The 12,006-nt window shown below is 50.6% G+C and carries 12 protein-coding genes; 8 read left to right on the plus strand and 4 right to left on the minus strand.

Annotated features, from left to right (window positions below):
- Position 1: 1 nt before the first annotated feature.
- Entirely contained in the window at positions 2-1,159 is a 1,158-nt protein-coding gene (locus ACGHM3_RS15075; protein ID WP_345422859.1) for a sulfotransferase, read from the minus strand.
- Positions 1,160-1,399: 240 nt separating this feature from the next.
- Complete coding sequence (locus tag ACGHM3_RS15080; RefSeq protein ID WP_345422862.1) at positions 1,400-2,269, minus strand: AraC family transcriptional regulator; 870 nt, start codon at positions 2,267-2,269, stop codon at positions 1,400-1,402.
- 357 nt (positions 2,270-2,626) lie between these two features.
- Here ACGHM3_RS15080 and ACGHM3_RS15085 point away from each other — a divergent pair, with 357 nt between their 5' ends.
- From ACGHM3_RS15085 to ACGHM3_RS15095, 3 genes are all read left to right on the plus strand, one after another.
- Complete coding sequence (locus tag ACGHM3_RS15085; RefSeq protein WP_345422865.1) at positions 2,627-3,412, plus strand: SDR family oxidoreductase; 786 nt, start codon at positions 2,627-2,629, stop codon at positions 3,410-3,412.
- A gap of 110 nt (positions 3,413-3,522) precedes the next feature.
- Positions 3,523-4,530, plus strand: coding sequence for an alcohol dehydrogenase catalytic domain-containing protein (locus ACGHM3_RS15090; protein WP_345422868.1), 1,008 nt, complete (start codon positions 3,523-3,525; stop codon positions 4,528-4,530).
- A gap of 2 nt (positions 4,531-4,532) precedes the next feature.
- On the plus strand, positions 4,533-5,762 hold the full coding sequence (locus tag ACGHM3_RS15095; protein ID WP_345422871.1) for an MBL fold metallo-hydrolase: 1,230 nt from the start codon (positions 4,533-4,535) through the stop codon (positions 5,760-5,762).
- Between the two features lie 119 nt (positions 5,763-5,881).
- Here the strand turns inward: ACGHM3_RS15095 and ACGHM3_RS15100 are convergent, their stop codons facing one another.
- Positions 5,882-6,661, minus strand: a complete 780-nt coding sequence (locus ACGHM3_RS15100) for an SDR family NAD(P)-dependent oxidoreductase (protein WP_345422874.1) — start codon at positions 6,659-6,661, stop codon at positions 5,882-5,884.
- Positions 6,662-6,914: 253 nt separating this feature from the next.
- Here ACGHM3_RS15100 and ACGHM3_RS15105 point away from each other — a divergent pair, with 253 nt between their 5' ends.
- From ACGHM3_RS15105 to ACGHM3_RS15115, 3 genes are all read left to right on the plus strand, one after another.
- The gene (locus tag ACGHM3_RS15105) at positions 6,915-8,144 is read left to right on the plus strand and encodes a CoA transferase (protein ID WP_345422877.1); all 1,230 of its coding nucleotides are present in this window, start codon (positions 6,915-6,917) and stop codon (positions 8,142-8,144) included.
- Between the two features lie 45 nt (positions 8,145-8,189).
- Positions 8,190-8,480, plus strand: coding sequence for a hypothetical protein (locus ACGHM3_RS15110; protein WP_345422880.1), 291 nt, complete (start codon positions 8,190-8,192; stop codon positions 8,478-8,480).
- A gap of 119 nt (positions 8,481-8,599) precedes the next feature.
- On the plus strand, positions 8,600-10,090 hold the full coding sequence (locus tag ACGHM3_RS15115) for a class I adenylate-forming enzyme family protein (RefSeq protein ID WP_345422883.1): 1,491 nt from the start codon (positions 8,600-8,602) through the stop codon (positions 10,088-10,090).
- Positions 10,091-10,257: 167 nt separating this feature from the next.
- Here the strand turns inward: ACGHM3_RS15115 and ACGHM3_RS15120 are convergent, their stop codons facing one another.
- Complete coding sequence (locus ACGHM3_RS15120; protein WP_345422886.1) at positions 10,258-10,590, minus strand: hypothetical protein; 333 nt, start codon at positions 10,588-10,590, stop codon at positions 10,258-10,260.
- A 355-nt stretch (positions 10,591-10,945) separates the two neighbouring features.
- On the opposite strand from ACGHM3_RS15120, the gene pqqA reads away from it, so the two are divergent.
- Together pqqA and pqqB are read left to right on the plus strand one after the other, a co-directional pair.
- Positions 10,946-11,017, plus strand: a complete 72-nt coding sequence (gene pqqA, locus ACGHM3_RS15125) for a pyrroloquinoline quinone precursor peptide PqqA (RefSeq protein WP_003243383.1) — start codon at positions 10,946-10,948, stop codon at positions 11,015-11,017.
- A gap of 76 nt (positions 11,018-11,093) precedes the next feature.
- The gene (pqqB, locus tag ACGHM3_RS15130) at positions 11,094-12,005 is read left to right on the plus strand and encodes a pyrroloquinoline quinone biosynthesis protein PqqB (protein ID WP_345422889.1); all 912 of its coding nucleotides are present in this window, start codon (positions 11,094-11,096) and stop codon (positions 12,003-12,005) included.
- Position 12,006 lies beyond the last annotated feature (1 nt).

Below are 12,006 nucleotides of genomic sequence, written 5' to 3' on the forward strand. Positions count from 1 at the left end.
TCTATACACCCTCACTCTCAATGTCGTAACGCTCGATATATCGCTTAAATGCCGTATTAACCATCTGCTCGGACAACCCATACTGCTCCAGTTTATATTCATGACGACCGAATTTGTTTTGCGGGTTATCGTCTAACCACGCCTGCATCCCCTGCTCGGCAGCCGGCGTAAACTCATCGCCCAACGCTGCATATAAAGATTTCATGGTTCCAACGGGGTTATTCATTAAATCGGCGTAATGCACATCCACAACTCGATCTTCGCCGTGTTTATCTCTAAAATCCATGATTCTGTTGGCGTGCAACGGAGCCTGATAAAGCGCATTTTTACCTAGATAAGCGTCGTCTTTCTCCCCCGCAAAAGCGCCAAAACCCAGTGACAACAAGCTAGCAAACGAACCGGTAGCTGCCAACGGATCACGATGGGTCCACACTAGTTTTGCGTCGGGATAAACCGTAATTAGTGTTTCCAAAAAGAGTGCGTGGGATGGCATTTTTAAATTCCAAACCCCGGGTGCCTTAGATTGCAATACCTGTAGAAACTTCTTATGGTATTGATACGCTGAGGTCATATCAGTCGAAAACAACCAATCACGATAATTAGGACAACGGCCTCGGGACTCCCACATCAGAGTTTTGAAATCGTGCGCCATAAAAAAGACGCACTCATTAGGATAGATAGCCGAGTTACGATAATATTTACCCATAGTAGGATTAGCAGCCAGCATTTTCTTTTCCATCTCTAGGCGTGCTACTGCTCTCGGGTCTGAATAGAGTGTTTCGCTTGAGGCAGGTGGAATTGGGTCGTCTATTTCCCAGGTAAGCGGAGACCTACGAGCTGGATCCGCCGCCATTAGATTACTCAACAAAGTGGTGCCGGTACGAGGCACTCCGAATACAAAAACCGGTTTTTCAATCTTTTGTTGTTGTAATTCTGGATGGTTCCTATGGTAATCCGATATTTTCAGTCGAGTTGATAACGCCCCCACCAATGCTTGTCTTAATCTTTCAATGGATTGTTCGGGTGGGTTATTGTTATTCAGATCGCCGATCAATACATCTAAGCCTTCGCGAAAGCTATCGTTGTCAAAGTCTTGCAGCCCTGTGGCCGCCTGCGCTTGTTCAATTAATTGATCTGCTGCCCAAAGTGGCTTCGCCATGGTTATTCCCTCAATGCTGAGCTCAGCGGCTAGTTATCGTTCATTTATATGCACGAACATAGTGGCCTGGGTCACCTCTCACTAGCAACCGAAAATGGTTTAGAGCAACGACCAACCGTTTATAAGGTCGGCCAAGCACCGGTAAACTTAGAGCTCAGCAATAACGCGGTAATGGAGCCGGGCACAAGCCTGTGCCCGGTGTACGGGGATGGGTACTGTGTTTTATCGCGAAGACTGCGTTTATATGCCGGTTCTTTTTAAACGCTGTCGGTGTTCACCGGGAGTTTCATCAGTTGCGCGACGAAAGGCATAACAGAAACTGGATGGCGAGGCAAAACCGAGAGTATAGGCAATGGCTTTAATGCTTAAGTCTGTGGCCAGTAGTTTACGCGCCTGCTCAATTCGATTATTAGCTACGTAATCCCCGATGGAACAATCCCGACTTGCTCTGAATCCGCGCGTCATTTGCCTTATTGATAATCCACAGATGTCCGCTAGCTCTGACAAGCTCGGCGCTTCGCGGACTTCTTGCAAGCGCTCATCGATGGCCCGTAGCCGCCAGCCTGTAAGCCCTCCCGGGCGTGGCGCTTCGCGCACACTGACGCAAAAGCGTCTTAGCTCGATACACAGTTGCGCGATAATCAGCTCTACCAACGTTTCGCTAGCAAATCCCGGATGACGGAGCTCCTCGGCCAACCTAAGCAACAAGCTGCGTACATTAGCTTCGCTGATATCCAAACTCGCTTCTAGCCGCTGATCAGTCCAATTGATATCACCATCAAACCATTCAACAATTTCCTCGCGCTTTAACTGACACAAGAGAGAACTTTGTTGAATACAGCCATCACTACGAGTGTGCAATCGTTCGCCAGGAGGTAACAAAAAAAGGTTGCCCAAGTTTTTGTAGCGCTCTGGTGCCCAGTGATCGGAGTAGCGCGCGCGGACGTTTCCTGGCCTAGGAGTTAGGCACATGTCCAACCAATAAACATCATCACGTTGTAACGTGTTATCGATGGGCTGAGCCATATTAAACTGGACAATTTGAGCTGTGGCGACGGGTAAGTTCATACCGGCGCTCACTACCATTGTGTTATTAGCCTGATGCTGCATGACCATCCCTCTTATTGTTTGATATTGATATTGGGACTTTGTGGTGATTATACGCTCACATTCACGAAAGGAGAATGGGGTTACCCCCCCTAATTTGTCCGGCCTTGAGCATTGCGTCTCAACATCGATAGTGTTGTCTGTTGAGTGTACCAAGGTTGGTATCAGACACTTAATGACGCTTTAAATTTTGCGCTAATTAATACTAACAAATCATACAGCGACGCGCAGTTTAATCAGCAAATTAGTACGCACTAAATTCGGTATAAGAGATGTAACTAAGACACCTTTGCTGTTAGCGCGTGGAATCAAAATCTATAATTTTTAGGGCTCTGCTAAAGCGCCCAACAGGAGAATTTCATGTCCAAATCACTTTTCGACCTAAACGGTAAAGTTGCCCTAGTTACTGGCGGAAACGGGGGTATAGGCCTTGGTTTTGCCAGAGGCATCGCCAAGCAAGGCGGCAGCATTGCCATTTGGGCTCGCAACGCTGAAAAAAATGCAGCCGCAAAAGCTGACCTTGAAGCCGCGGGCGCAGCGAAAGTGATTACCTACCAAGTGGATGTATCTTCAGAAGAGCAAATCATCGCCGGCTACCAACAGTTGATGACCGACTTCGGTCGTTTGGATTGCGTTTTTGCTAACTCTGGCGGTGCCCCGGGCTACAATTCTGTATTCGATATGCCCACCGAAGCTTGGCACAAGTTTCTCGATGTGGCGCTACACGGCGCATTTATCACACTACGCGAAGGCGCTCGCCTGATGGTAGAGCGTGCCGAGGCCGGCGAACCCGGCGGTAGCTTAGTCGCTTGCGGCAGCTTGTCATTATTTAAAGGCCTGCCCGGCAAACAGAACTATGCTGCCTCCAAAGCTGGAGTTGCTGCGGTCATCCGATGTATGGCGTCCGAGTTTGGCCAATACGGCATTCGGGCCAACGTGGTTGCACCGGGCCTCATTATGACACCCATGATGGGTGGCGACGAGAACATCAAAAAAATGGCCGAGATGTTAGGGCCGCAAACACCTTTAAACCGGGTTGGCTATCCAGAAGACTTCGAAGGTATCGGTGCTTATCTATGCAGTGACGCATCTTCTTTTGTTACCGGCGAGACCATCACAATCGATGGTGGTTCAATGGTTAAGTAATAACTATTGACAGGTTTTACCCCTGAAACGGCGTCACAGCCGTTTCACCTAATAGAATAATAGGTAAGCGAAAACATCGCTGACAGATTAAAAAAAGCCGAGGCCTATCCATGCGATTACTGACCATCCACAATGCCAATGACGTTCGATTGGACGACTATCAACGACCAGACGCCGGGCCGGACGATGTGGTTGTTAAAATGAAAAACTGCGGAATTTGCGGCAGCGATTTAAGCTACATAAAACACGGTGGCATCCCCACGCCAGGAACCAAAACCGCCTTGGGCCACGAAGGCGCAGGTGAGATTATGGAAGTGGGCGCTAATGTCAATAATATTAAAATCGGTGATCGCGTGATCGTCAACCCGATGCAGACACCAAGCAATATCGGCAGCGGTGGCCCGGAAGGTGCTTTTACTGAGGAATTATTAGTACGCCAGGCAAAACTAGGCGCCTCGATCTTACCTATTCCGGAAGATATTCCCTACGATGTTGCCGCAATGTGCGAACCGCTGGCCGTTGCTATGCATGGTGTGAATCGGGCGGAGGTTTCCGCCGGTGATAACGTGGTGGTATTTGGTTGCGGGCCCATTGGCCTTGGCATGGTGCTGTGGCTGGTGGATCGAGGAGTTAATACTGTTGCCTTGGATTTGGCCCCGGAAAGACGCGAGCGAGCGCTGGCACTGGGCGCCCAAGCAGCGCTGGATCCAACCCAAATAAATCTGCGTGATGAGCTGGCTAAACTGCACGGCGAAGTGCCCTCCTATGGCCGAGTGGGCGTGGGTACCGATGCCTTTATCGATGCCGCCGGCGCACCCAATATTTTGTCTGAGGTAGTGGCTATAGCTAAATTCCACTCCCGCATGGTGATTACCGCAGCCCATCTGAAGCCTATTGAATTTCCTGTGGGACGAATGTTAACCAGCGAAATGACCATCACCACAGCCATGGGCTACCCAACAGAAATGCCGGATGTGATTGCCGCCATGCCGCGATTGAAAGATAAAATTGCCACTATGATCAGCCATCACCTGCCGCTATCTGAGGTGCTGAATGGTTTAGAAATAGCTGCCAAGCCCGAATCTTGTAAAGTTATGATCGACATCGACGGAGAATAATTATGGCAGACTCTAAGGACGCAAAGCAGCCGCACCTAGCATCGTTGGTGCGGGCCGGAGATGCGCAAACCGAAGCCGAAAAAATTAACGATTTTATTTTTATGGCCAAGGATATTTCTAACGCTTATCTGGTAACGACCGATGCCGGCGACGTACTAATCAACGCGGGCTTTATGGGTAGCGCAGAGCGCAACACCAAGGTACTGGGCCCGGTGCGAAGCGGCGATTTGAAGTACATCATTTTAACTCAAGCGCACGCCGACCATTTTGGCGGCGTGCCGGCATTTAAAGAGCCGGGCACTAAAATCATCACTCAACAAAGGTTTACCGAAACCGCAGATTTCTTCGATCGCCTTGGCCCTTATTTGCACCGTCGGTCTGGCAAGTTATGGTCTGGCACGATTAAAGGCCGAACGCTAACCGTGCCAAAAATCGAGCCCGACATTACTTTTGATGAGCACTACCAGTTTGAATTAGGCGGCCGCCGTTTTGAGGTTATTGCCACTCCTGGCGGAGAAGCATTGGACGCTTGCGCGGTTTGGATGCCAGAAGAACGCGTAGTTTTTACCGGGAATCTATTCGGCCCAGTATTTATGGCGGTACCCAATTTATGCACCATGCGTGGTGACAAACCCCGCTCCGCCCAGCGCTGGCTAGACTCATTGGATAAAATTCGCAACCTTGAGGCAGACCTACTCATTACTGGCCACGGTGAACCTATTGCTTGCACCGATAAAATACGCAGCAATCTAGACCAAATGCATGCCGCCATGAGTTACGTACTCAATGCCACCTTAGATGGCATGAACGAAGGCAAAGATGTGCATACATTAATGCGTGAAGTGCAACTGCCGGAAGAGCTTGCACTGGGTGAATTTCACGGCAAAGTAAGCTGGGCTGTACGTACCATTTGGGAAGAGCATTCTGGCTGGTTTCACCACGATTACACCACATCTCTGTATGGCGTTGCGCGTAGCAGCGTGGATATTGACATTGCCGAGCTGGCCGGAGGTGCTGATAAGCTGGCGGACCGTGCGCAAATTAAATTGGCCAACAATACCCCTTTGCAAGCGATGCATTTACTGGAAATCGCTCTGGGCGCAGAACCCAAAAACCCACGTTGCTTGGCGCTTAAAAAGCAAACCTTAGAAACACTTCTTGAGCAATCCGGCGGTAACAATCTCAGCGAAACCATGTGGCTGAAGAGCGAAATTGCAGCCACAGGACTTTGATCGGGTTATTCATTTTTTTTGCTATTACGTCACACCCTAAAAAGGCCGCAATTGCGGCCTTTAATCGTTTGGTACTAAGTAATGGCTTTGCCACCGAGTCTTACCATACGCTTGCAACACTAGCGCGGTTGCATACGGATTCCGCCATCCAATCGTATGGTGGTGCCATTGATATAACCATTGCGCACCACCTCCAACGCCATAGACGCGTACTCTTCAGAGACGCCTAAACGAGGTGGGTGCGGTACCATCGCACCTAGCGCCTCTTTCATTTGCGGCGTGGCCCTTGCCATAGCCGGAGTATCAAAAATACCTGGCTGAATGGTGTTAACGCGGATAGCTTCCCGGGACAGGTCTCGTGCAATGGTTAAGGTCATACCATTGATTGCTGCCTTGGCTGCCGAATAGGCTGCCTGCCCCATCTGCCCCTCTGTGGCGGCTGCTGAAGCGGTATTGATAATCACACCACGGTCACCTTCTAACGGTTCCAAAGACATCATGCCGGCGGCAGCACGGGTGATGCATCGAAAGGTACCCACGGTATTCAATTTCAACACAAACTCGAATTTATCCGATGGGAAAAAATTGATTTCGCCGGTTTTTTTGTCCCGTCGCGCTGTGGGGATTGCGTTGCCGCCACCGGCACAGGTTACCAGCACACGTTCTTGGCCATTTACCTCGCGGGCTTTAGCGAAGGCCGCATCAACGCTCTCGTCACTTAGCACATCTACTTGGCAAAATACCGAACCGGTCTCTTCAGCGGCTTTGAGACCGGCTTCTTCGTTTAAATCAAAAATGGCTACTTTGGCCCCGGCGGTACGCAATGCCTGCACGGTTGCTAAGCCTAGACCGGAGGCACCACCGGTTACGATGGCTGACAGGGAAGAATCTATTTTCATGCGCTTTTTTGCTCCATTTATTGTTCATTTTTATGAATTTTCTCTGCCAACATTCGGACTACTCCGGCCAAATACGGCGAACCAAACCAGCTGCCCAGGACTGAAAGAGCAATAAAACACCAAAATTAGTCCAGACATATGAAGGCGAAAAACCTTTTAGCAGTAATAAAAATTTATACCGCAAAATCAAGGCATATACAACAACGATGTTGAACAGTATAATCTTCTGCAAATCGTCGAGAGGAACCTAATAATGACAACAAAAGTAATGAAGGGTGTTCGAGTTCTGGAAGTGGCACAGTTCACCTTTGTTCCCTCAGCCGGCGCCATATTGGCGGACTGGGGCGCGGATGTAATCAAAATTGAGCACCCTACCCGTGGCGACACCCAGCGCGGCTTCGTCAAAATGGGCGGCGTTGATACCAACCCCAACCGCAGCCCCTTCGTTGAGCACCCCAATCGCGGCAAGCGCAGTGTAGGCGTGGATATATCCAAGCCAGAAGGCATGGAAGTTATCTATGAATTAGCCAAAACCGCCGATGTATTCCTCACCAATTACTTGCCTCGCCAACGGCAAAAAATGAAGTTTGATCTTGAACACATCCGAGCCATCAACCCCAATATCATTTACGCCCGCGGCAGCGCCTTTGGCGATAAAGGCCCGGAGCGCGACGTTGGCGGTTTTGACGGCACAGCCTTTTGGAATCGCAGCGGTATCGCCGATGCCATGTCACCCAAAGAATTGGGCGGCCCCCTTTCACAGGGTATCCCCGCGTTTGGCGATTCTATCGGCGGTATGAACATAGCCGGCGGTATCTCTGCTGCACTATTCCACCGCGAGCGCACCGGCGAAGCCGTTGAGCTGGACGTCTCCCTGCTCAGCACTGCTTGGTGGGCCGCAGGTACGTCTATTGATATGGGCATTGAATCTGGCCAAATCATGGGTAATCGTATGCCCCAATCAGGCGCTAACCCAGGTAACCCTCTGATGGGAAATTATTATGCTTCTGACGGTGGGGTAATTAATATGTGTACCCTTACACCAGGGGCACACATCAAAAATTTCTTTGATCATATTGGCCATCCTGAATGCGCTAAAGACGATCGATTTTCCTCACCGGAAGCACTCATGCAAAATTGGGAAGCTGCCAGCGATATTATTGTTGAAGCTTTTGCCGCCAAAGATTTCCAATATTGGCGCGAGCATTTAAAAAGCTACTCAGGCCAATGGGCACCCGTGCAAAACCTGCTCGACATAGCATCTGACGAACAAGCACTCGCCAACGACATGCTATTTGAAGTTGAAGCCTGTGACGGCGGTGACCCACTTAAATTAGTACGCGGACCAGTGCAATTTAATCACGAAGCCACCCAAGCCGAACGCGCTCCCCAAGCCTCGGAACACACTGAATTAGTACTGATGGAAATCGGCATGGAGTGGGATAAAATCGAAGCACTGAAAAGCAAAGGTGCAATTGCGTAACGTAAATTAACAACCCAATAATCATAACAAGGCAGATTAGAAGCGATGAAACCAGGTTCAAAATTAAAAAGCAGTGTCTGTACCACCGAAGTCATGGTCATTCGTGGTAGTGGTTTGGTTGTGGAGTGCGGTGGCGCACCCATGGCTGAAGTTGCGCCAGCGGAAAAAGGCACAGCCAGTGCTGATTTTTCCGAAGGTACACAAATGGGTAAACGTTACGTTGACGAGGTGGGTAGCTTAGAACTGCTGTGCGTTAAGGCCGGCACCGGCTCCCTGGCTATCGACGGTAAAGCCCTGCAATTGAAGGACGCTAAGCCGTTACCCTCGTCCGATTAACGCGCTTATCCAGGCAATTAAATTTGCCCGAAATAAGAATATTTATTTTTATTTCCAAACCGGGAATCGGCGCAACAGCCGTTTCAGGATAAAAACCATTTAACGACTTTGCCGAAACTATGAACGTCATTCTGCTGTTACAGATGGCCGCCGACGCCGCCCCAGATCGAATCGGTTTGGTATGCGATGGCCGACGCTGGACTTACTCCGCTTTATACAACGCCGCCAAAGGTGCCGCGGAGGTATTTATCGCCAGCGGCTGTTCCCACGTCGCATTACTCGACGAAAGCAGCGAAGCTGCGCCCATCGCTCTGTTTGGAGCAGCGCTTGCTGGAATACCCTATGTGCCACTGAATTATCGATTGGCCGACGCCGATCTGGGCGCATTGTTAGATAGGATAAAACCCGCCTATTTAATCGGCGATGTGGACCGGAGCAATCGTTTAAGCAGCGGGCACACCTGTGCCACTCGCCAGGAATTTGTTGCCGCCGCTGAAGACAGCGCCGAGAACGCCAGTGGCGAGGAAAGAGACGGCGAAGGTATCGCCGCGCAGATATTTACCAGCGGCACCACCGCCGCACCCAAGGCTGCGCTACTTCGGCATGCCAACCTGTTAGGTTACATTTTAGGTACTGTAGAATTTATGTCCGCCGCCGAGGAGGACGCTCAGTTAGTGTGTGTACCTCCCTATCATATTGCCGGCATATCCGCATTACTCAGCTCCATTTATGCCCTGCGCCGTATCGTTATGTTGCCCGCATTCGATCCAGACCAGTGGCTGCATTTGGCAGAACAAGAACAGGTATCCAACGCATTTTTGGTGCCCACCATGTTCGCTCGCATTATCAACAGGATGGACGAAACCGGTAAACAGGATCTGCCATCAGTTAAAGCCATAGCCTACGGTGGCGGCCGTATGCCACTTGAGCTCATCGACAGGGCACTAGATCTCTTCCCCAACACTCATTTCACTAACGCCTACGGCCTGACCGAAACCAGCTCTACCGTCGCCTTGTTAACACCTGAGGATCACCGCACGGCTCATAAAGCCAGCGACCCAGATATAAAAGCGCGCTTGGCATCGGTGGGAAAACCGTTACCCACGGTTGAATTGGAAATTCGAGACGACGAAGGCAAGGTGCTTGGTGCTGGCGAGCGCGGTGAGATCTATGTGCGGGGCGAGCAAGTCTCTGGTGAATATCGTGAAAAAAGCGCACTGGATGCCCAAGGTTGGTTCCCCACCCGTGACGCAGGCTACCTCGATGCAGACGGCTATTTATTTTTGGCCGGCCGCGCCGACGATGTCATTGTACGCGGTGGCGAGAACATCTCCCCTGGCGAAATCGAAGACGTATTGGCCACCCACCCGGCCATTGCCGATAGCGTCGCCATTGGCGCCCCCTCCGCAGAATGGGGCGAAGCCGTGGCCGTTGCCATTGTACTGAAGACAGATCAAATGCCACCCAGTGAAGACGACATCAAAAAACTCATTAAAGATCGTTTGCGCTCTTCCCGTGTGCCAGAGCAAATTCGCTTTGTAGACGAATTGCCCTACAACGAGATGGGTAAGTTATTGCGCCGTGTGGTTAGGCTTTGGTTTGAAGGCTAATATTACAGCCACTTAAGCTTTGCAAAGAAAGCTTGCAACGAAAAAAGCCATACCATCAAAACCGATCAGTAAAATAAAGCGATATCTATAGTTTGCGCTCACATCAGAACGCAAAGACCAATTTGCAGGTATGTAGGATTGTGGGGCGCTATTTAGTGGCCCCTTTTTTATATTGCCTCTTCCGCCGACTCTCCTAACCCATCGTCGCCTGCGCCTTTACCGCAAACTATGGTTTCTTTACCCAATCGATAGGTATTGTGCACAGCCACATAGGCGCCAGACACTATGCCAGAGATGGGCACTAATATTAGCCCCGTGGTGATGTTGTAGTAGCTATTGGTTTCTTTGAACAAATCAACGATTCTTAACGTTTTACGGTCCGTTGAGATCTCGCATTTGGCCACATACTCGGTATCCGTGGTCGGCACAACCACACAGCTGGCCACAGCCACCACCGTAGCCAACAGTCCCAGTCGGCCGATCAGTTGCATGCTCTTCATATCTTAACCTCCTTTTATTCCTTGCGCTCTGAACTAAGGCGTCACCTAGCCATTAGCGCCACATAGTAACATCCATTCCAGAATAATAAGGGGCCAAGGTGTAAAAGCTTGCACTGCAGCCATTCCTACTTTTGTAGGATGCTAACAGCCCGTATAGGGTCTTTTTACTGGGCTCTTCCCTTTGGCCCGGAATCTAGCACCCTAGAGCGGGAACTTTACCGGGATTTTTCATCCTAACGTTGGAGAGTAACGTTAGGCTGAATCCCCTATTATCTCTTGACGCGGCATATGTGCCGTTAGCCGGTACAACTAGATGTACTGTTTATTCACTTGAACACAATAAAAGGTAATAAATATGTGGACTAAACCTGCCTACACCGACCTGCGTATTGGCTTCGAAGTAACCATGTACTTCGCAAACCGCTAAGATTTTACGCTTATTTCTCGAAAACGCCTCGCTTAGTCGGGGCGTTTTTGTCTGCACAATTTGAGACCTCTTCGCCATGCACATTCATGTACTTGGATCGGCAGCGGGTGGCGGCTTTCCCCAATGGAACTGTAACTGCACCAACTGCAAAGGCCTGCGCGATGGCACTATGAATGCCAAAGCCCGCACCCAATCCTCCATCGCACTATCCGATGACGGCGTCAATTGGATACTGTGTAACGCCTCACCGGACATCCGCGCTCAGCTACAATCTTTTGGCCCCATGCAACCCGGCCGAGCCCTGCGCGACACCGGCATATCTGCCATTGTGCTGCTAGACAGCCAAATCGACCACACCACCGGCATCCTAAGCCTGCGTGAGGGCTGCCCCCACGATGTCTGGTGTACCGACATGGTGTACCAGGATCTCACCGAAGGTTTCCCTCTGTTCCCCATGCTAACGCACTGGAACGGCGGCCTTAATTGGCAAAAAATTCAGTTAGAGCAAAGCTTCGTGGTGCCCGCCTGCCCGGCACTAAAATTTACGCCGCTGGCCATGTTAAGCGCAGCACCACCCTATTCTCCCCACCGTTTTGACCCGCACCCAGGAGACAATCTTGGCCTGTTGGTGGAAGACACCCGCACGGGCAAAAAACTGTTTTATTCGCCAGGCCTAGGCCAAGCCAACGACGCGGCCTTTAAAGCTATGGACGAAGCCGACTGCTTACTCGTGGACGGCACCCTGTGGCACGATGACGAAATGCAGCGCTGCGGTGTTGGCACCCGCACCGGCCGCGAGATGGGACACCTGCACATTGGCGGCGAAGGCGGTAGCCTGGAGTTGCTGGCCAAAAGCCAAGCCGAACGCAAAATCCTAATCCACATCAACAACACCAATCCGATTCTAAATGAAGACTCGGCGGAGCGCGCAGAAGTTGAGCGCCAGGGGGTTGAGGTGGCCTACGACGGCTTGCATATAGAACTGTAAT

It is taken from the genome of Halioxenophilus aromaticivorans (assembly GCF_042850945.1).
In the GTDB taxonomy this organism is placed as follows: domain Bacteria; phylum Pseudomonadota; class Gammaproteobacteria; order Pseudomonadales; family Cellvibrionaceae; genus Halioxenophilus; species Halioxenophilus aromaticivorans.

What these genes read in the sequence shown, in the direction of transcription:
- ACGHM3_RS15085 (WP_345422865.1), top strand. Translation starts at nt 2,627, where the DNA reads ATGTCCAAATCACTTTTCGACCTAAACGGTAAAGTTGCCCTAGTTACT.
- ACGHM3_RS15095 (WP_345422871.1), top strand. Translation starts at nt 4,533, where the DNA reads ATGGCAGACTCTAAGGACGCAAAGCAGCCGCACCTAGCATCGTTGGTG.
- ACGHM3_RS15120 (WP_345422886.1), bottom strand. Translation starts at nt 10,590, where the DNA reads ATGAAGAGCATGCAACTGATCGGCCGACTGGGACTGTTGGCTACGGTG.
- ACGHM3_RS15115 (WP_345422883.1), top strand. Translation starts at nt 8,600, where the DNA reads ATGAACGTCATTCTGCTGTTACAGATGGCCGCCGACGCCGCCCCAGAT.
- pqqB (WP_345422889.1), top strand. Translation starts at nt 11,094, where the DNA reads ATGCACATTCATGTACTTGGATCGGCAGCGGGTGGCGGCTTTCCCCAA.
- ACGHM3_RS15110 (WP_345422880.1), top strand. Translation starts at nt 8,190, where the DNA reads ATGAAACCAGGTTCAAAATTAAAAAGCAGTGTCTGTACCACCGAAGTC.
- ACGHM3_RS15105 (WP_345422877.1), top strand. Translation starts at nt 6,915, where the DNA reads ATGACAACAAAAGTAATGAAGGGTGTTCGAGTTCTGGAAGTGGCACAG.
- ACGHM3_RS15080 (WP_345422862.1), bottom strand. Translation starts at nt 2,269, where the DNA reads ATGCAGCATCAGGCTAATAACACAATGGTAGTGAGCGCCGGTATGAAC.
- ACGHM3_RS15075 (WP_345422859.1), bottom strand. Translation starts at nt 1,159, where the DNA reads ATGGCGAAGCCACTTTGGGCAGCAGATCAATTAATTGAACAAGCGCAG.
- ACGHM3_RS15090 (WP_345422868.1), top strand. Translation starts at nt 3,523, where the DNA reads ATGCGATTACTGACCATCCACAATGCCAATGACGTTCGATTGGACGAC.
- ACGHM3_RS15100 (WP_345422874.1), bottom strand. Translation starts at nt 6,661, where the DNA reads ATGAAAATAGATTCTTCCCTGTCAGCCATCGTAACCGGTGGTGCCTCC.